This window comes from Stenotrophomonas sp. SMYL11 (assembly GCF_036320005.1).
Taxonomy (GTDB): Bacteria; Pseudomonadota; Gammaproteobacteria; order Xanthomonadales; family Xanthomonadaceae; genus Stenotrophomonas; species Stenotrophomonas maltophilia_A.
Genome location: NZ_JAWIRS010000021.1, coordinates 35612 through 53764, shown reverse-complemented (window position 1 = coordinate 53764; position 18153 = coordinate 35612). Strand labels below are relative to the sequence as shown.

Genomic DNA, 18153 nt, shown 5'->3' with positions numbered 1-18153 from the left:
ACGCCGATGCCTCTGCGCCCCGCCCTGCTCGCCTGCCTGCTGCTGGCCGCCTCCCCGGTGATCGCCGCCGAGCCGGTGCGCGCAGTCGACACGCTGGACATCGACCGCTATGCAGGCCAGTGGCACGAGATCGCGCACCTGCCGGTGTCGTTCCAGAAGCAGTGTGTCGGCGAGATCACCGCCAACTACGGGCTGCGCCGCGATGGCCGCATCAGTGTCACCAATGCCTGCCGCAACGGCGATGGCGAACGCGTGGTTGCTGAAGGCGTGGCGCGCCCGGTTGCCGGCCATCCCGGCCAGTTGCAGGTGCGCTTCGTGCCGGACTGGCTGAGCTGGGTGCCACTGGTCTGGGCCGACTACTGGGTGCTGGCACTGGACCCGGACTATCAGTGGGCGTTGGTCGGTGAGCCGGACCGTAAGTACCTGTGGATCCTCTCGCGCCTGCCGGAAATGGATCGCGCCCGGTTCGAACAGTTGAAAGAGAAAGCCGAGACGATGGGCTACGACCTCGGCCCACTGCGCCTGATGGCTCCGATTCGCGATACGCCCGCCGACTGAGCCGCGCCGCATCCGGCGCACCACGCGCGCGCCATCCGGCGCCGCGCACGCCCGGCCGCCATCTTCACGCGCTACCCTCTGCGACGGCTCGCCACAGGCGATCCAAACGACCATACGCCGTAGTATGCTTACTCCAACGCACCGCCTCCAGAGGACCTGCGCCCATGCTCCACCGTTTCCGTATCGCCTTGATCGTCCTGAGCACCCTCGCCCTTGCCGCCTGTGGCAACGGCATCGTCAAGCGTGTTTCGGAACCGGCGGCCAGCCTGCAGCAGCTGACCGTGCGCGCCGACGGCAACTGGACCGTGGCCCTGCGCCTGCAGAACTACAGCTCCATGCCCATGACCTTCGATGACGTCGCGCTGGCGCTGACCGTCGGCGACAGCGACGCCGGCACCCTGCAGGCCAAGCCGGGCATTTCCATCGGCGGCACTTCCGCCGATGTCATCAATGTCGACCTCGTGCCCAGCTCGGCCGCACGCCTGGTAGTGGCCGACGCGCTGGCCGGCAACCGCACCCTGGCCTATGGCCTGAAGGGAACGGTGGCGGCCACGCCGCAGGAAAAGAAGCAGCGCAGCTTCGACATCAGCAGCCGCAGCACCCTCAACCAGGCCCCGGGCCTGCCGGGCGTGCTGCGCTGACTCCCGCTTTCCGCCGCGGCGCCCGGCGCCGCTCCCCCTGTCCCTGATCAAATCGAGACGTACCGATGAGCAGCTACACCGCCCCGCTTTCCGACCTCCGTTTCGCCCTGCACGATGTGCTCAAGGTCGAACCCCTGTTCGCCCGCCTGGGCTTCACAGACGCCACCGCCGACGTGGTCGATGCCGTGCTGGAAGAAGCCGGCCGCTTCAGCGCCACCGTGCTGGCCCCGCTCAACAGCGTCGGCGACGAGATCGGCTGCGTGCTCGACCAGGCCACCGGTGAAGTGACCACCCCGCCCGGCTTCAAGCAGGCCTACGACCAGTTCGTCAATGGCGGCTGGACCGGCCTGACCGCCTCGCCGGAGCTGGGCGGCCAGGGCCTGCCGCACACCCTGGGCGTGCCGCTCAATGAGATGATCAACGCCGCCAACCTGGCCTGGGGCAACTTCCCGCTGCTCTCGCACGGCGCCATCGAAGCGCTGAAGCAGCACGGCGAGGCCTGGCAGCACGAGGCCTTCCTGAAGCCGCTGATCGAAGGCCGCTGGACCGGCACCATGTGCCTGACCGAACCGCACTGCGGCACCGACCTGGGCCTGCTCAAGACCAAGGCCGAACCGAATGCCGATGGCAGCTACTCGATCACCGGCACCAAGATCTTCATCACCGCCGGCGAGCACGACCTGACCGAAAACATCGTGCACCTGGTGCTGGCCAAGCTGCCCGATGCCCCTCCGGGTGCCAAGGGCATCTCGCTGTTCGTCACCCCCAAGTTCAAGGTCGACCGCGAAGGCAACGTCGGCGAGCGCAATGCACTGCGCTGTGGCTCGATCGAGCACAAGATGGGCATCAAAGGGTCGGTCACCTGCGTGATGAACTTCGATGGTGCGCAGGGTTACCTGGTCGGCCAGCCGCACAAGGGCCTGCAGGCCATGTTCACCATGATGAACACCGCGCGCCTGGGTGTGGGCCTGCAGGGCATCGGCCTGTCCGAGCGCGCCTACCAGAACGCGCTGAAATACAGCCGTGAACGCCTGCAGTCGCGTGCCCTCAGCGGCGCCAAGTTCCCGGACAGGCCGGCCGACCCGATCCTGGTCCACCCGGATGTGCGCCGCATGCTGCTGACGGTGAAGTCGCTGGTCGAAGGCAGCCGCCTGCTGGCCCTGCACGCCGCTACCCTGATCGATGTCGCCCACCATGCCGAGGATGCCGCCGAACGCGAGCGCGCCGACACCCTGGTGAGCTTCCTCACGCCCATCTCGAAGGCCTGCCAGACCGAATGGGGCATCGAGAACACCTACAACGCCCTTCAGTGCTTCGGTGGCCACGGCTATATCCGCGAACACGGCATGGAGCAGCTGGCCCGCGATGCCCGCATCACTACGCTGTATGAAGGCACCACCGGCATCCAGGCGCTGGACCTGATCGGCCGCAAGACCGCATCCAGCCAGGGCGCAGGCCTGAAGCTGATGCTGGCCGAGATCGAGGCGTTCGCCAAGGCCAACGAAGGCAACGAAGCACTGGCCGAGTTCATCGGCCCGCTGCGCGCCAAGGCCGCCGAATGGGGCAAGCTGACCCTGGACGTGCTGCAGCGCGCGGCCGCCAACCCGGACGAACTGGGCGCAGCCAGCTACGACTACCTGTTCTATTCGGGCTACGTGGTGCTGGCTTACTGGTGGGCCCGCAGCGTGGCGGCCGCCGATGCCAGCGCGCACGGCGCCGCTTTCGCCCAGGGCAAGCGCGAGACCGCACGGTTCTACTTCGCCCGCGTGCTGCCGCGCACCCTCGCCCACGCCGCCGCGATCCAGGCCGGCGCCGCCCCGCTGATGGCAATAGACGACGAGCGCTTCGGCGCCTGAGCCGGGCGGCCGCCCGGCACCCGCGGTAGTGCCGGCCGCTGGCCGGCAACCGCAACAGCAACGGCAAGAGCTGGCTTCCTGCAGGGTAGCGAGGTGGGTCCAATTGCGGGGGACGCTGCAAGTCCCCCCCCGGGGCCCGGCCCAGCCGCTGGCGGCTGTGCGTTCGGGCGCTTGCGAAGCAGTGCTTCGCAAGCAAAGCGCCCTCACCCATGTAAGCTCGGTCGCCGCTTGCTCGTGTGCGCAGTCCTGTGCACACGGCAGGACCGGGGTTGGGCGTCCTGCCCAACCCGCCCGAGGCATGCCTCGAGCCCATGCGGCTCACGCCCCCGCAACCGGACCCACCCCGCCTTCGACAGATTTCTGCTGCTGGTGGGTGTCGACCTTGGTCGACACGGTAGATCCACGCCACGCGTGGATGGAAACCACCGGGATCTCTCTGGAGACAAGCCCCCCTTTGTTAAGGGGGGCGCACCGACAGGTGCGGGGGATAGGAGGAATGCGTGGACCTGAATGTTGACGATTTGCGTATCGCCGACAGGCGATACACAAATCGTCAACATTCAGGTATAAGCTGTTCTCCCGATGGAGACAGACACTACACGCTTGGGTCTGATCGAAGCCGGAGCTCCGTTTTCTGCTCCGGGCGCCGAAGCATCGCCCAACGCCACGACGCTGCATCGCCCCGGTTCGGTCCGGCTGCTCTCGCTTGATGCCCACGGACGCGTACTGGACTGGATCACCTGGCAGGATGCGGCGTGCCTCTACGCCCGCGAAGCCGTCGCTTGGACACTCGGCGATCCCTGCCTGCACATCCACGGCGGCACCAACCGCTTCAGCGGCCTGCAGAGCGGCATGGACCTGCACCCGATCATTGCCGCCCGCGGCCACGCCCGCTCCCGCGCGATCGACCCCACGCCGAACCTGACCAACCCGGCCCTGTTCGCCCGCGACGCGCACCTGTGCATGTACTGCGGCCAGCAGTTCAACCGCCCCACGCTCACCCGCGACCACGTCATGCCGCTGTCCAAGGGTGGCCTGGACTGCTGGGAAAACGTGGTCACCGCCTGCTTCCACTGCAACTCGCGCAAGAGCGACCGGACCCCGCAGCAGGCCGGAATGCCGTTGCTGGCGGTGCCTTACCGGCCCAGCTGGATCGAGCATCTGATCCTGTCCAACCGCAACATCCTGGCCGACCAGATGGCCTTCCTGAAGGCGCAATTGCCCAAGCGGTCAAAACTGAGCACCTGAATCGCTGAAAATGCAACCCTCACCGTCCTGTCACGGGCGGCGGCGTTTGCTTGCCCCACCCCCGTTTGAGGGCGAAAATGGGCGTTCAGAACAAGTGCGAACATGATGATCGACTCTGCCTGCTATCCCCGCCTCGCGCGCATCCAGACACCGGATGACCTGCGCACGTTCGACGAATCCGAATTGAGGGCGGTCGCCGACGAACTGCGCGCCTACCTCATCGAGTCGGTGGGCAAGAGCGGCGGCCACTTCGCCGCCGGCCTGGGCGTGATCGAACTCACCGTGGCCCTGCACTACCTGTACCAGACCCCGCAGGACCAGCTGGTCTGGGACGTCGGTCACCAGACCTACCCGCACAAGATCCTGACCGGTCGCCGCGACGAGATCCACACCGTCAAGCAGAAGGACGGCGTCGCGCCGTTCCCGAAGCGCGAAGAGAGCGAGTACGACACCTTCGGCGTCGGCCACTCTTCGACCTCGATCTCGGCTGCACTCGGCATGGCCATCGCCCGCCAGTCCGAAGGTGACAACCGCCAGGTCGTTGCAGTGATCGGCGATGGCGCAATGACCGCCGGCATGGCATTCGAGGCGCTGATGCACGCCGGTGGCATGGAGCCCGAGCCGAACCTGCTGGTGATCCTCAACGACAACAACATGTCGATCTCCGAGGCGGTCGGCGGCCTGACCAAGATGCTCGGCCGCGCCACCGGCAGCCGTACGCTCAATGCGCTGCGCGAAGGCGGCAAGAAGATCCTCGGCGACAAGAAGAACAACCCGGCGCGTTTCGTGAAGCGCTGGGAAGAACACTGGAAGGGCATGTTCGTGCCGTCCACGATGTTCGAGGAAATGGGCTTCCACTACACCGGCCCGATCGACGGCCACGACATGCCCGCCCTGCTGTCCACGCTGAAGACGCTGCGCGCCTCCAAGGGCCCGAAGCTGCTGCACGTGATGACCACCAAGGGCAAGGGCTACGAGCCGGCCGAAGGCGACCAGATCGGTTACCACGCCGTCGGCCCGTTCGATCCGGACAAGGGCCTAGTGGCCAAGGCCGGTGCCAAGAAGCCGACCTACACCGATGTGTTCAGCGACTGGCTGTGTGACGCCGCCGCCGCCGAGCCGCGCCTGTACGGCATCACCCCGGCGATGCGCGAAGGCTCCGGCCTGGTGCGTTTCAGCAAGGAATACCCGCAGCGCTATTTCGACGTGGCGATCGCCGAGCAGCACGCGGTCACGCTGGCGGCCGGCATGGCGACCCAGGGTGGCAAGCCGGTAGTGGCGATCTATTCGACCTTCCTGCAACGCGCGTACGACCAATTGGTGCACGACGTGGCCATCCAGGACCTGGATGTACTGTTCGCGATCGACCGCGCCGGCGTGGTCGGCCCGGACGGTGCGACCCACGCCGGCAATCTCGACCTGAGCTTCCTGCGCTGCGTGCCGAACATGGTGGTGATGGCACCGTCCAATGAAGCCGAGTGCCGGCAGATGCTCAGCACCGGCCTGCAGCACCCGGGCCCGGCCGCCGTGCGCTATCCGCGCGGCACCGGCACCGGCGTGGCCGCCGGCACCGACCTGTCCACCCTGCCGATCGGCAAGGGCGAGTTGCGCCTGCAGGGCAGTCGTATCGCTCTGCTCGCCTTCGGCAGCACGGTGGCCGCCGCCGAACAGGTCGGACGCGAACTGGGCCTGAGCGTGGTCAACATGCGTTTCATCAAGCCGCTGGACCGCGAGCTGGTGCTGACTATCGCCGCCCAGCACGAGGGGCTGGTGACGATCGAAGACAACGTGGTCGCCGGTGGCGCCGGCTCCGGCGTCGGTGAGCTGCTCAATGCCGAAGGCGTGCTGCGCCCGATCCTGCATCTGGGCCTGCCCGACAGCTACCAGCACCACGCCAGCCGCGAGGACCTGCTGGCCGAAGCCGGCATCGACGCCGCAGGCATCCGCGCGGCGGTACTCAAGCGCTGGCCGCAGCTGGCTGCCGGGACCCCGCCGCTCAGTGCGGCTGGCTGAGACCGATCACTACCCAGCGGTTCCACGCACGGCGTGGATCCACTGCGAAACAAGGGTCGATCCACGCCATGCGTGAAAGCAGATGCAACGTAGATCCACGCCATGCGTGGATAGCGGGCTCCGGAAACAGGATCTGGCCGGGAGCCCCAACCCTCAGCCGTAGCTGACCGCTTCCACGAACGCGCCGCTGGCCTCCACCCGCACCGCGGCGCGCTGCCCGGTGTCGACGAAGTGGAGGCGAGCAAGGGTTTCAGCGAAATCGTAGGCCCGGGCACCATCGCGGAACTCGATCGGTTCCGGCCGGTCCGGGTGCAGCACGCGCCATTGGCGTTGCTCGCATTGCAGGCGGATCAACATGCAGCTCACTCCTTGAGGCAGCGTATCGACGGTGGGCGGTACATATGCGCCGTTTGCGGCAGGCATTGGCGCGACGAGTCAGGCGCACACAGAGGTGCCCCTGATCGCAGAAGATACGACGTTCAAAATGTGAGCTCTATCAGATTATTCTGATTTTCGAGGGGCGCGCTCAATTCACCTGGAATTGCGCCCGGCAGCCGTCGCTGACCCAGATGCCACGACGGTTCCAGCCCCAGGTCTGGCCCTCGATGCAGGCGCTGCGCGAATCCTGGCGGACCAGGCGCACGCCACGACGGATGCGGGCTTCGCAGTACTCCTGGCGGTGGCCGTTGGAATGGCAGGTGATCACTTCACCCCCGCCCCAGCCATTGCCACCGTTGCCCCAGCCGTTGCCATGGCCACCACCCCAGCCACCGCCGCGGCGGTACTCGCCAACGAACTCGGCGCGACAGCCCTGGGTCACCCAGACTCCGTAGCGCGACTGGCCCCACGTCTCACCTTCCACACAGGGTGAACCGGACAACTGGCGGATCATCCGCGCCCGGCCTTCAAGACGGCACTCATTGCTGCGGTTCTTGATCGATTCGCAGCGCACGATGCCGCTGCCATCACGACCGCCATAGCGATCGTCGTCATAACCGTAGCCATAGCTCTGCGCCTGCGCGCCGCCTGCGGCCGCCAGCATCGGCAGCAGGGTGCAGGCCAGGGTGCGCCAGGTGAGTGCCTTGCCCATCGATATCTCCAGATGAATACGATGGCGCAAGCATCCGGGATTCGCGGCACGGCGCACAGGGGGGCGCGTGACGGCGGTTTTTCCCCATTCAAGCAACGGAACCGTAGCTGACTGCACCACTGCGGTCGGCGTCAGTCTCCGACATGCAGGGCATCCACCGTGCTGCCGAGCGCCTCGACCCGCACCGTGCTGCGCTGGCCGGTGCGACGGTGGTGCTCGAGGGCCCGCGCCGCGGCGACATCGAAAGCCTCGGCGCCCCGTGCATAACGGGTTGCGTCATGCGCCTGCGGATCCAGCACGGACCAGTGCCGGGCGTTGCATTGAACGGTAATGACCATGAGGGGCTCCTGCGATTGGAAGGATGCGACGGCAGGCGGAAGGGCCACGTGCCGGTACACCTTCAGGCTAGCGATCACCTCAGGGATGGCCCATCAGATTTGTACGAAAATGCCGCACCCTCCGGTCAGCCCTTGCCTGCCCTCACATCCCTGAGCCCGTTTAGCCTGTTCTTTCCGTGATCCTTGTCACGGAGTCAGCAGGGCTTCACACTATCGTCACCAACAGGGGCCCCTTCCACATGCGCACCTTCTTCTCCCAGCAGCGTTGGACGCTGCTGAAGTTCTACTTCGTCGCCAGCTACGTCGTGCTGATTGAGGAACTGATCCGCGCCGCCATGCACTGAGCGCTTGCTGGAGGGCTATTTGCGACAGACACTGTCGCTTTAGGCACGGAGCCCGCCCGATGAAAGCGCTTCTTCTGATTCCAGCCCTGCTGGTGCTGGCCGCGTGCGCCAACCAGCACGACGCCGCCGCACGTGCTGATGCGGCGACCACCTCGTCTGCGATACCGAAGGTGGGCGGCGATCGCGATGCCCACGGATGCATTGGTTCGGCCGGCTACCAGTGGTGCGAGCACAGCCAGCGTTGCGAACGCCCGTGGGAACTGGCACAGGCACAGGGCCTGGCCAATACCGCCGAGGCCATCGATGCCTACTGCGCGAAGCCGGCCAGCCCGGCACGCAAGTGAGGCCCGCACCCCATGGCTGAGCTGAGCCCGCTACCCACTCTGGCCCCGGGTCGCTACCGCCACTTCAAGGGCGGCGAGTACGAAGTGCTCGATATCGTCCGCAGCAGCGAGACGCTGGAGCCACTGGTGCTGTATCGCGCGCTCCATGGCGAAGGCGGCCTGTGGGTGCGGCCGTACGCCATGTTCGTCGAACACGTACCGGGCGAACACGGACCGCAGCCGCGTTTCGCCCGCATCGACGCATGACGGTTCCGCTGCCGGCCCTGGCCGGCAGCGCGGTAACACCGCGGGCCTGCGTTACAATCGTACCGTCCAGTCGGTTTCTTCCCGCCATGTCCGCATCCCCCTCCCGTTCGCGCCGCAAGGCGCCCGACAGCGTGCGCCAGTCACTGCTGCAGGCCACCATTGAAGTGATCGGCCGTAATGGCCTGGCCGCGCTGACCGTGCAGGACGTCGCGCAGGCCGCCGGTGTCAGCAAGGGTGCGCTGTTCCATCATTTCAGCAGCAAGCAGGCACTGGTGGATGAAGCGATCGGAGCGCTCATCGGCGAATTCGAAGCGCGGGTACGTGCCCTGCTGCAGGAAAGCCCCGAAGGCCATGGTCGTTTCAGCCGCGCCTATGTGCAGGCCAATTTCGAGCATCTGCTGCAGCAGGAACAAGACAACGACATCGGCCTGACCCTGGGCAACCTGATGGAACCAGCCCTGCTCGCGCATTGGCGCACCTGGAAGCGTGCGATGCTGGCCGAGTTCGCCGGCGAAGCCAACGATCCGCGACTGTATGCGGCGCGCTGCGCTGCCGATGGCTACTGGGCCACGGCCTATGGGCGACCGCTGGACGAGGAAGAACGCGCCAACGCATTGGCGATGGCCGAACAGGCCCTGAAACTATGCGACCCGCAGTGAGCAGGAGCGCTCAATGAATCCCTACCTCTACCTTTCCGCTGCCATCGTGCTGGAAGTGATCGCCACGTCGCTGCTGAAGGCCTCCGACGGCATGAGCCGGCTGGCACCGACGCTGGGCGCGCTGGTCGGCTACGGACTGTGCTTCTACCTGCTGTCGGTGACCATGAAGTCGATCCCGACCGGCATCGCCTATGCCATCTGGTCCGGCGTCGGCATCGTGCTGATCTCGCTGATCGGTCTGATTGTGTTCAAGCAGCGCCTGGATGCACCGGCGTTGATCGGCATCGGCCTGATCTGCGCCGGCGTACTGGTGATCAATCTGTTCTCGCGCAGCAGCGCACACTGAGTACGCTGCTGCGCGATCAACGCTAGCTGACCTTCTTCGCTACGGTCATGCCGAGCAGGAACAGCACTACGGCGATGATGATGCCGGCCCAGAACAGAAACTTGGCGATGCCGACCGAGGCACCGGCAATGCCGCCGAAGCCGAGCACGCCCGCAATAACGCCGATGATGGCGAAGATGATGGCCCACTTGATCATGTCAAACCTTTCCCCGTGGGGACTGCGTACTGGATGATCAGGCTAGGCCGTAGCCGATGCGGCAGTCGTGAACAGCCTGCGTGCGGGGCGTGAATCAGCGCGGGCGGAAACGCAGCAGGGCCACCGCGAAGGCCAGGAACACGCTGCCCACCAGCCGCTCGAACCAGCGCCGCGCGAAGGGTTTGGCCAACCAACGGCGCAGGCCATGGCCACCGGCGGCATACATCACGTACCAGAACAGTTCGCAGCCGGCGAAGGTGGCAACCAGCACGCTGTACTGCAGCGCCTGGCCACGCGACGGGTCGACGAACTGCGGCAGGAACGCCGCAGCGAACAGCAGCAGCTTGGGATTGCTCAGGCCCACCAGAAGGCCACCACGGAACACCTTCCACGCACCCAGCGACGCCGCAACCGGCAGCGCGGCATCGACTGTCACCGGTGGTGCCGGCCGGCAGCTGTCACGCCATGCCTTCAGGCCCAGCCAGGCCAGATAGGCCACGCCCAGATAGCGCAGCACCTCGAACAGCATCGGCGAGGAATGCAGCAACGCACTCAGGCCTGCCGCGGAGGCCGCCAGCACCAGCAGCATCGCCAGCAGGCAGCCGGCCATCGCCGGCACGCTACCGCGGAAGCCGAGCCCGACGCTGCGACCAAGGATATGCAGCATGTTCGGCCCCGGCGTACCTCACAGAACGAACACCGTGGCGAGGAACCACCACCAGGTATGCAGGGCCATATCGGACATCCACTTCAGGAGATCCAACCAGCATAGAGTGCGCCGGCCTGGCGCGGCACACACAGCGCAGCATGGATGCGGTGGTTACAGAGGCAGGCTCAGGCCGCGAGCGCGTCGCGCCGTACCAGTACCTGGTCGATCAAGCCCCATTCGCATGCCTGCTCGGCACTCATGAAACGATCGCGGTCCAGGGTCTGCTCGACCTCCTCGACACTGCGCCCGCAATGCTGCGCATACAGCCGGGTGATGCGCTGCTTGGTGCGCTGCATTTCCTCGGCGTGGATGAAGATGTCCGACGCCTGGCCCTGCACCCCGCCCAGCGGCTGGTGCACGTGCAGGCTGGCATTGGCCAGCGCCGCGCGGTGACCCGGCTCGCCGGCCATCAGCAGGAACGAACCCATCGACCGCGCGGTGCCCATGCACAGCGTATGCACCGGGGCCGAGATGTATTGCATCGTGTCGTACATCGCCAGGCCGCTGGAGATCACCCCACCCGGCGAGTTGATGTACAGATGGATCGGCTTCTCCGGATTTTCCGATTCCAGGAACAGCAGTTGCGCGCAGACCAGAGCCGACACGGTGTCATCGACTTCACCGTTGAGAAAGATGATGCGCTCGCGCAGGAGCCGCGAGTAGATGTCATAGGAGCGCTCGCCGCGCTCGCTGCGTTCCACCACCATCGGTACCAGCTGCATTCTGTCACGCATGTGCCTGCTCCCTGTAGTGTTCGATCCAGGCGCCGGCTCAAGCCGCGCGCATCACCGTGCGATGGTCGTCGTTGGAGGCCGGCGGCATCAGCGCGCGCAGGTCGGTGAGCCGATGCACGATGGTCAGCACCGTTCCCCCACCCTCGTCCGCGCGCAGCAGGAAACACACCAGGCTGTGCAGATGTGGGGGATGCGTGTCTCGCAGGTGGAAACCCAGCTCCCGCCTCTCTTCGCACAGGCAGGGCTGCGGATCGGCAAGATCGGCCGCAGGCAACCAGCGCTCACGCAGCGCCGGATCGAACAGTGCGCGCCAGACCCGTTCCGGTGGCGCTGGCAGCCACTGCTCCATCACCAACGCGGGAGCCGCTTCGTTCAGAACATCGTCCATCAGTCCATCTCCTTCAGCAGATCCTGCAAGGCATCCATCCGCGCGGGCCAGTAGGCCCGGTAGCGCTGCAGCCAGTTGCCGATGTGCGCCAGCCCGCGCGGATCGACCTCGTAGTGGACGAAGCGGCCGTGGCGCTGTTCGCTCACCAGCCCCGCATCGCGCAGCACCGCCAGGTGCTGGGACATCGCGGACTGGCTGATCGCCATGCCCTCGCGCAGTGCGCTGGCATGCTGCCCGCCCTCAGCCAGCTTTTCGAAGATGTGGCGGCGGGTGGGGTCGGCCAGCGCTTTGAAGAGGGCGTTCTCGATCATGATCAACACATTAGCAACCACTAATGTGTAGTGCAACTCCCCCGTGGGCTGTGCTGCAATGACGGCCCCTGGCATGGAGCTGTGCATGAAGACCCTTGGCTTGATCGGCGGCATGAGCTGGGAAAGCTCGGCGCAGTACTACCGGCTCATCAACGAGGACGTGCGGCAGCGCCTCGGTGGCGCGCATTCGGCGCAGCTGCTGCTGTGGTCGGTGGATTTCGCCGACATCAAGCAGCTGCAGCATGACGGCGACTGGGCTGCACTGGGCGACCACATGGTCGACGCTGCGCGGCGCCTGCAGGCCGGTGGCGCCGATCTGCTGCTGGTCTGCACCAACACCATGCACAAGCTGACCGGCCGCATCGAGGCGGCCTGCCCGCTACCACTGCTGCATATCGCCGACCCCACCGCATCGGCGATCGTGCAGGCAGGCGTACGCAGGGTGGGCCTACTCGGCACCGCCTTCACCATGGAACAGGACTTCTATCGCGGTCGGCTGCAGGATCGCTTCGGCCTGGAGGTACTGGTCCCCGATGCCGGCGATCGTCGCAGCGTGCACGACATCATCTACCAGGAACTGATTGCCGGCGTGGTCCGCGAGCGCTCACGACAGGTCTACGTCGACGTGATCGCACGCCTGGTCGAACGCGGCGCCGAAGCGATCATTCTCGGCTGCACCGAGATCATGCTGCTGGTACGCCCGGAGGACAGTGCAGTGCCGTTGTTCGATACCACTGCCCTGCATGCGCGGGCCGCGGTCGACGCGGCATTGGCCTGATCCTGCTTGCGACACGGCGCGGAATCAGTCCGCACCCTGCACTTCCAGTGCGGTGATCAGCCAGTCGACCACTGCCTGCGAATCACACAGGAAGAAGATGGCATCGCCGGAGCGCGCTTCGGTGAGCAGGCGATAGACGGTGATCGCCACCGCCGACTGGTTGGCGATGAACACTTCCGGGCTGCGTGGCCCCTCGCTATGACCGGCAACCGCGTGCAGCGCCTTGCGTGCGGCCACGGTGGCGGCCGGGTCCGCGCTTCGGGTCAGTTCCGGCCCGCGCAGGCCCCAGGCGATGAACACATGCTTGCCCTTGAACGTGGTGTCCAGGACCCGCACCTCGGCGCCGCCTGCGTCGGCCGAGCGATGAATGACGGTACTGCTGATCAACGCAACCCCCTGTGGTCGTCGTGGTCCGCGCATCCTCCTCCACGCGCCGGCCGCATGCCAGTGACAACAGCCACAGGCTGTGCCGACCGGCGTGGGAGACATGTAAGAGGGTGTAAACCGATGCGATCGGATGTGCAGCGATGATACGGGATGTAAGCCTCTGCATGGGCCCGCGCGTACTACTAAACCGCCACTGAGCCATCTTCGGAACGAAGCGTTCCGGCAGCCCCGGACTGGGCCATTCTTGCCGCCCCATCCCCACCGAGCCTGCACATGTCCCATCGCCTGCTACTGACGATCACCGGCACCTCGCTTGCCCTGCTGCTGGCCGCTACTGCCGTGGCCGCCCAGGACTACGACACCGATCACATTCCGGCGCTGCGCTGCGAATCGCAGTTCAACAAGACCCAGCAGTGCCCGATCGAGGGCCGCATGCGCCTGGCAAAGCAGCTCTCAGTCACCCGCTGCGTCGAGGACAGGAACTGGGGCCAGAGCCGTCGCATGCTGTGGGTCACCGATGGCTGCCGCGCCGAGTTCGTTGCCGACGAACAGCGGCGCGGACGCTGGCCCGGGCGCGGCCGGGACCGCGACGATGACGGCGAACGCCTGGTCTGCGAGTCCTATGAAAAGAAGGAAAAGGAATGCCGCATCCGTGTTCGTCGCGACGTGCGCCTGGTCAAACAGAAGTCAGTGACGACCTGCATCGAGGATCGCAACTGGGGCTGGGACCGCCGCGGCGTGTGGGTCAGTGACGGTTGCCGTGCCGAGTTCCGGGTGCATTGACTGCCGAGCACGCGCTGGCTGCGGCGGGTAGGCATGCGTGCGGGACAGAGCCGATAGACTATGGCCTGTACATGGCAGGGAGCGCGACATGGAACGATGGTATCTGGCGACGCTGTTGGCGTTGATCCTGCATCAGATCGACGCTGCGTTCTGGCAGGAATGGGCCATGTTCCATGTGCCCGGTGGCATCCAGGGCTTCCTGCTGTTCAACCTGCTTGCGATCGGCTTCGTGCTTTGGGGGTATCGCCAGACCCTGCTGGGCACATCGTCGGCGCGCGGCCATGCGCTGGTTTGTGGCGCACTCGGTATTGGCACGGCGCTGATCCATCTGGCGTTTGCCCTGTTCGGTCGCGATGAATTCCACCAACCGCTGTCGATCGCCGTCCTGCTCGCCTGCTTTGTGTCGGGCGGCGGCTTGTTGCTGCAGCTGCGCCCGCGATGAGCCGGACTTCCCACTCCGCACACCTGCGTGACGGCAGCATCCAGGACGCCGATGCCTTGATTGCGCTCGACAACGTGGCGGCCAACGATCCAGGCCGGGCCCTGCAGATCGGCGACTGGCTGGCACGCGGCGGCGTGCAGGTTGCCGAGCAGAACGGCAGGGCCGTCGGCTACCTGGTCATTCATCACCACTTCTTCGGCGAAGCCTTCGTCGAAATGCTGATGGTGGCGCACGCACAGCGCGGCCAGGGCATCGGTACCGCACTGCTGCGCAAGGCTATCGCACTGCACGGCCGGCGCAAACTGTTCACCTCGACCAATGCCTCAAACATCGGCATGCAGCGCCTGCTCGCTGCATCGGGATTCATCGACAGCGGCATCGTGCACGGATTGGACGAGGGCGACCCGGAGCTGATCTACCGCTTCGCGGGTGCATGATCGGCCTCTGCCGCACGCACAAAAAAGCCCACGCATCGCTGCGCAGGCTTCTTGATTCATCACAGTGGTCGGGACGGCCGGATTCGAACCGACGACCCTCTGCCCCCCAGGCAGATGCGCTACCAGGCTGCGCTACGCCCCGACTGATGCTGCGATGTACCCGCCAGTGCGGCGGGCCGTGAAGTATAGCGGATTACGATGGAAATGGGGTCAGCGGCGCAGCAACTGCAGCACTTCTTCCAGCTCCATGCGCACCTGCTTGATGATCTGGTTGCTCAGCGCCGATTCCTCGCGGGCATCGGGACCGTCCAGACGCAGGCGTGCACCACCGATGGTGTAGCCCTGTTCGTACAGCAGGCTGCGGATCTGCCGCACCATCAGCACGTCATGGCGCTGGTAGTAGCGGCGGTTGCCTCGGCGCTTGGCCGGCTCAAGGCTGGGAAACTCGGTTTCCCAGTAGCGCAGGACGTGCGGCTTGACGTCGCACAGCTCGCTGACCTCACCGATGGTGAAGTAGCGCTTGGCCGGGATCGGCGGTAGTTCGCGGTTACTGCCCGGATCCAGCATAAGCTTCCACCCTCTCCTTGAGCTTCTGGCCCGGACGGAAGGTGACCACCGTACGGGCGGAAATCGGAATTTCCTCGCCGGTCTTGGGGTTGCGACCCGGGCGCTGGTTCTTGCGCCGCAGATCGAAATTGCCGAAGCCCGACAGCTTCACCTGACGTCCCTGTTCCAATGCTTCACGCAGCACATCGAAAAACGCGTCGACGAATTCCTTGGCTTCCCGCTTGTTCAGACCGACTTCGTCGAACAGCTTTTCCGCCATCTCCGCCTTGGTCAATGCCATTGCCTGCTACCCCCGAGTGCTGCCCGCTCAGCCGCGGATCCGGGCGTGATGTTCACGCTCGATGGCAGTGACCGCCTCGGCCACCACCGCATCCACGTCGCGGTCCGTCAGAGTGCGCGACTTGTCCTGCAAAATCAAGCCCATAGCGAGACTCTTGAATCCCGGCTCGACGCCCTGGCCGACGTAGCGGTCGAACAGGTTCAGGTCGCGCAGCAGCGGGCCAGCGGCCTGGCGGACGGTGGCCGCCAGATCGGCCCAGGCCACCTGTTCAGGCACCAGGAATGCCAGGTCGCGACGCACCGCCGGGAAGCGCGACAGCTCGCCGGCACGCGGCAGGCGGCGGGCGGTCAGCGGCTCCAGGTCCAGTTCGAAGGCATAGACGTCGGCTTCGATGTCCATTGCCTTGACCAGGCGCGGGTGGATCTGGCCGATCCAGCCGATCGCCACGCCATCGCGGAGCACCTCGGCCGAACGCGCCGGGTGGCCGTAGGCGCGCGCCGACGGACGGAACTCCAGTACCGCACCACTGGCAGCGGCCAGCGATTCCAGATCACCCTTCAGGTCATGGAAATCGACCTTGCGGGTCGGCAGGCCCCACTGCACCGCCTGCGCCTCGCCGCAGACCGCAGCGGCCACGCGCGGGGTTTCCAGCGGTGCCGGCTGGCCATCACCAACCTGCTGGGCGAACACGCGACCGAGCTCGAACAGGCGCACGCGGCCCAACTGGCGGGCCGCGTTGCGGCCCAGCGTGGCAACCAGGCCCGGCAGCAGCGAGGGGCGCATCACCGCCAGTTCGGCCGACAGCGGGTTGGCCAGCGGCACCAGGCCGCCGCGCAGCTGCCACTGGCTCAGCAGTGCGTCGTCGACGAAGGCGAAATTGACGGTTTCCTGCTGGTCACGGGCGATCAGCTGGCGGCGCACACTCATTGCGTCCAGCTGGGTCTCGCTCGGCATCGCCACGCGCGAGGCGCCGCCCGGCAGCGTGGTCGGGATCTGCTCGTAACCGTGGATGCGCGCCAGCTCTTCGATCAGGTCCTCTTCGATGGCGATGTCGAAGCGGCGGCTCGACGCGACCACCTGCCAGCCGTCGGCGGTGGCGACCACGTCCATGCCCAGCGCGCGCAGGATGCGCTCCACTTCCGAATCTTCGATGGTGATGCCGAGCACGCGGGTGATGCGCGCGCGGCGCAGCACGATGGTTGCCGGCTGCGGCAGGTCGGCCTCACGCACGGCCTCGGTGACCGGCGCCGGGGTACCGCCGGCCAGGTCCAGCACCAGGCGGGTGGCGTACTCGATGGCGGTACGCGGCAGTGCCGGGTCGACACCCCGCTCGAAGCGGTGGCCGGCATCCGTGTGCAGGCCCAGCTTGCGGCCACGGCCCATGATCGCGGCCGGCGCGAAATGCGCGGCCTCCAGGAACACGGCAGTGGTGGCGTCGGTGACACGGGTGTCGAAGCCGCCCATCAGGCCGGCCAGGCCGACCGCACGATCAGCGTCGGTGATCACCAGGAAGCTGTCGTCCAGCGCGGCATCGCGGCCGTCCAGCAGCTTCAGCGTCTCGCCCGCGCGCGAACGGCGCACGGCGATGCTGCCCTGCAGGGTGCCCAGGTCGTAGGCATGCATCGGCTGGCCCAGTTCCAGCATCACGTACTGGGTGATGTCGACCAGCAGCGAGACCGGACGCACACCGCTGCGGCGCAGGCGCTCTGCCATCCACAGCGGGGTCTTGGCAGCGGCGTTGACGCCTTCGATGACGCGGCCCAGGTAACGCGGCGCTTCAGCGCCAGCGTCGAGCTGGATGGACAGCTCACGGCTGCCGACGGCCGCAATGGCGTCAGCGGCGAAATCCAGCACTTCGCTGCGGGTGGCGGCGGCGACGTCGTAAGCGATGCCGCGCAGGCTGAAGCAGTCGGCACGGTTCGGGGTCAGCTTGATCTCGATGCTGGCGTCCGGCAGCCCCAGATACTCGACCAGGGATTGGCCGACCGGTGCGTCGTCCGGCAGTTCCAGCAGGCCGGACGCATCGTTGTCCAGGCCCAGTTCCTTGGCCGAGCACAGCATGCCGTTGGACTCGACGCCGCGCAGCTTGGCCGGCTTGATCTTCAGCTCGCCGATCTGCGCACCGACCATCGCCAGCGGCGCGACCAGGCCCGGGCGCGCGTTCGGCGCACCGCAGACGATCTGCAGCAGCTCGCCCTGCCCGGCATCGACCCTGCACACCTGCAGGCGGTCGGCTTCCGGATGGCGCACGGCGTCGACGATGCGTGCCACGACCACCTGATCGAGGCCTTCGCCCAGCGCGGTCACTTCTTCCACTTCCAGGCCGATGGCGGTCAGCACCGCGCTCAGTTCATCGCGCGAGGCGCCGGTCGGGACGTGGCTGCGCAGCCAGTTTTCGGAGAATTTCATGGTGTCACCCTGGTGGGCCCGGCGCATGCGCCTGGGCCTGCGAATTTAG

General features: G+C 66.4%; 24 protein-coding genes, 1 tRNA gene and 1 pseudogene. 13 read left to right on the top strand and 13 right to left on the bottom strand.

Going from position 1 to position 18153, the window contains the following annotated elements:
- Positions 1 to 6: 6 nt before the first annotated feature.
- The 5 genes from V3B46_RS20385 to dxs all read left to right on the top strand — a co-directional run bounded on the left by V3B46_RS20385 (position 7) and on the right by dxs (position 6316).
- On the top strand, positions 7 to 558 hold the full coding sequence (locus tag V3B46_RS20385; RefSeq protein ID WP_125894312.1) for a lipocalin family protein: 552 nt from the start codon (positions 7 to 9) through the stop codon (positions 556 to 558).
- A 164-nt stretch (positions 559 to 722) separates the two neighbouring features.
- The gene (locus tag V3B46_RS20380) at positions 723 to 1199 is read left to right on the top strand and encodes an LEA/WHy family protein (protein WP_106468697.1); all 477 of its coding nucleotides are present in this window, start codon (positions 723 to 725) and stop codon (positions 1197 to 1199) included.
- 65 nt (positions 1200 to 1264) lie between these two features.
- Entirely contained in the window at positions 1265 to 3055 is a 1791-nt protein-coding gene (locus V3B46_RS20375; protein ID WP_329892746.1) for an acyl-CoA dehydrogenase C-terminal domain-containing protein, read from the top strand.
- Positions 3056 to 3637: 582 nt separating this feature from the next.
- A complete protein-coding gene (locus V3B46_RS20370; RefSeq protein WP_019336875.1) occupies positions 3638 to 4303 on the top strand; it encodes an HNH endonuclease in 666 nt (221 codons plus the stop codon).
- A 105-nt stretch (positions 4304 to 4408) separates the two neighbouring features.
- A complete protein-coding gene (gene dxs / locus V3B46_RS20365; RefSeq protein WP_329892752.1) occupies positions 4409 to 6316 on the top strand; it encodes a 1-deoxy-D-xylulose-5-phosphate synthase in 1908 nt (635 codons plus the stop codon).
- A 153-nt stretch (positions 6317 to 6469) separates the two neighbouring features.
- Here the strand turns inward: dxs and V3B46_RS20360 are convergent, their stop codons facing one another.
- The 3 genes from V3B46_RS20360 to V3B46_RS20350 form a co-directional block, all read right to left on the bottom strand.
- Positions 6470 to 6673: a hypothetical protein gene (locus tag V3B46_RS20360; RefSeq protein WP_005417823.1), complete on the bottom strand. Its 204-nt coding sequence runs from the start codon at positions 6671 to 6673 to the stop codon at positions 6470 to 6472.
- Positions 6674 to 6842: 169 nt separating this feature from the next.
- Complete coding sequence (locus tag V3B46_RS20355; protein ID WP_329892745.1) at positions 6843 to 7406, bottom strand: DUF3011 domain-containing protein; 564 nt, start codon at positions 7404 to 7406, stop codon at positions 6843 to 6845.
- A 131-nt stretch (positions 7407 to 7537) separates the two neighbouring features.
- The gene (locus tag V3B46_RS20350; RefSeq protein WP_057502001.1) at positions 7538 to 7744 is read right to left on the bottom strand and encodes a hypothetical protein; all 207 of its coding nucleotides are present in this window, start codon (positions 7742 to 7744) and stop codon (positions 7538 to 7540) included.
- Positions 7745 to 8147: 403 nt separating this feature from the next.
- On the opposite strand from V3B46_RS20350, the gene V3B46_RS20345 reads away from it, so the two are divergent.
- The 4 genes from V3B46_RS20345 to V3B46_RS20330 all read left to right on the top strand — a co-directional run bounded on the left by V3B46_RS20345 (position 8148) and on the right by V3B46_RS20330 (position 9683).
- Entirely contained in the window at positions 8148 to 8432 is a 285-nt protein-coding gene (locus tag V3B46_RS20345) for a hypothetical protein (protein ID WP_329892744.1), read from the top strand.
- A gap of 12 nt (positions 8433 to 8444) precedes the next feature.
- Positions 8445 to 8678 (top strand): DUF1653 domain-containing protein, encoded by a 234-nt coding sequence (locus V3B46_RS20340; protein WP_329892743.1) that lies wholly within the window; start codon positions 8445 to 8447, stop codon positions 8676 to 8678.
- Between the two features lie 86 nt (positions 8679 to 8764).
- A complete protein-coding gene (locus tag V3B46_RS20335) occupies positions 8765 to 9337 on the top strand; it encodes a TetR/AcrR family transcriptional regulator (protein ID WP_154353033.1) in 573 nt (190 codons plus the stop codon).
- A 13-nt stretch (positions 9338 to 9350) separates the two neighbouring features.
- Positions 9351 to 9683 carry an SMR family transporter gene (locus V3B46_RS20330; RefSeq protein ID WP_329892742.1) on the top strand — a complete coding sequence of 111 codons (333 nt, stop codon included), beginning with the start codon at positions 9351 to 9353 and terminating at the stop codon, positions 9681 to 9683.
- A 22-nt stretch (positions 9684 to 9705) separates the two neighbouring features.
- Here the strand turns inward: V3B46_RS20330 and V3B46_RS20325 are convergent, their stop codons facing one another.
- The 5 genes and pseudogenes from V3B46_RS20325 to V3B46_RS20305 form a co-directional block, all read right to left on the bottom strand.
- Positions 9706 to 9879 (bottom strand): DUF1328 domain-containing protein, encoded by a 174-nt coding sequence (locus V3B46_RS20325; RefSeq protein ID WP_021202178.1) that lies wholly within the window; start codon positions 9877 to 9879, stop codon positions 9706 to 9708.
- A gap of 94 nt (positions 9880 to 9973) precedes the next feature.
- Positions 9974 to 10615 (bottom strand): annotated as a pseudogene (locus tag V3B46_RS20320) (LysE family translocator).
- Between the two features lie 98 nt (positions 10616 to 10713).
- Positions 10714 to 11322 (bottom strand): ATP-dependent Clp protease proteolytic subunit, encoded by a 609-nt coding sequence (locus V3B46_RS20315; RefSeq protein ID WP_106468706.1) that lies wholly within the window; start codon positions 11320 to 11322, stop codon positions 10714 to 10716.
- Between the two features lie 37 nt (positions 11323 to 11359).
- Positions 11360 to 11710 (bottom strand): SRPBCC family protein, encoded by a 351-nt coding sequence (locus V3B46_RS20310; RefSeq protein WP_329892741.1) that lies wholly within the window; start codon positions 11708 to 11710, stop codon positions 11360 to 11362.
- Complete coding sequence (locus V3B46_RS20305; RefSeq protein WP_154353036.1) at positions 11710 to 12021, bottom strand: ArsR/SmtB family transcription factor; 312 nt, start codon at positions 12019 to 12021, stop codon at positions 11710 to 11712. Before V3B46_RS20305 ends, V3B46_RS20310 begins: the two co-directional genes overlap by 1 nt.
- A gap of 85 nt (positions 12022 to 12106) precedes the next feature.
- Between V3B46_RS20305 and V3B46_RS20300 the strand changes: the two genes are divergently transcribed.
- Positions 12107 to 12799 carry an aspartate/glutamate racemase family protein gene (locus tag V3B46_RS20300; RefSeq protein WP_329892740.1) on the top strand — a complete coding sequence of 231 codons (693 nt, stop codon included), beginning with the start codon at positions 12107 to 12109 and terminating at the stop codon, positions 12797 to 12799.
- Positions 12800 to 12823: 24 nt separating this feature from the next.
- Here the strand turns inward: V3B46_RS20300 and V3B46_RS20295 are convergent, their stop codons facing one another.
- The gene (locus V3B46_RS20295) at positions 12824 to 13219 is read right to left on the bottom strand and encodes a hypothetical protein (RefSeq protein WP_100435043.1); all 396 of its coding nucleotides are present in this window, start codon (positions 13217 to 13219) and stop codon (positions 12824 to 12826) included.
- 240 nt (positions 13220 to 13459) lie between these two features.
- Here V3B46_RS20295 and V3B46_RS20290 point away from each other — a divergent pair, with 240 nt between their 5' ends.
- The 3 genes from V3B46_RS20290 (at position 13460) to V3B46_RS20280 (ending at position 14848) form a co-directional block, all read left to right on the top strand.
- A complete protein-coding gene (locus tag V3B46_RS20290) occupies positions 13460 to 13969 on the top strand; it encodes a DUF3011 domain-containing protein (protein ID WP_164171620.1) in 510 nt (169 codons plus the stop codon).
- 88 nt (positions 13970 to 14057) lie between these two features.
- Complete coding sequence (locus V3B46_RS20285; RefSeq protein WP_329892739.1) at positions 14058 to 14411, top strand: DUF6713 family protein; 354 nt, start codon at positions 14058 to 14060, stop codon at positions 14409 to 14411.
- Entirely contained in the window at positions 14408 to 14848 is a 441-nt protein-coding gene (locus V3B46_RS20280) for a GNAT family N-acetyltransferase (protein WP_329892738.1), read from the top strand. The genes V3B46_RS20285 and V3B46_RS20280 overlap by 4 nt, the downstream gene beginning before the upstream one ends.
- 65 nt (positions 14849 to 14913) lie before the next feature.
- On the opposite strand, the gene V3B46_RS20275 is transcribed toward V3B46_RS20280, so the two are convergent.
- From V3B46_RS20275 to pheT, 4 genes are all read right to left on the bottom strand, one after another.
- A tRNA-Pro gene (locus V3B46_RS20275) sits at positions 14914 to 14990 on the bottom strand.
- Between the two features lie 68 nt (positions 14991 to 15058).
- Entirely contained in the window at positions 15059 to 15415 is a 357-nt protein-coding gene (locus tag V3B46_RS20270; protein ID WP_005410431.1) for a MerR family transcriptional regulator, read from the bottom strand.
- Positions 15396 to 15695, bottom strand: coding sequence for an integration host factor subunit alpha (locus tag V3B46_RS20265; RefSeq protein WP_005410432.1), 300 nt, complete (start codon positions 15693 to 15695; stop codon positions 15396 to 15398). Before V3B46_RS20265 ends, V3B46_RS20270 begins: the two co-directional genes overlap by 20 nt.
- 27 nt (positions 15696 to 15722) lie before the next feature.
- Entirely contained in the window at positions 15723 to 18104 is a 2382-nt protein-coding gene (gene pheT / locus V3B46_RS20260; protein WP_329892737.1) for a phenylalanine--tRNA ligase subunit beta, read from the bottom strand.
- Between the last annotated feature and the right edge of the window lie 49 nt (positions 18105 to 18153).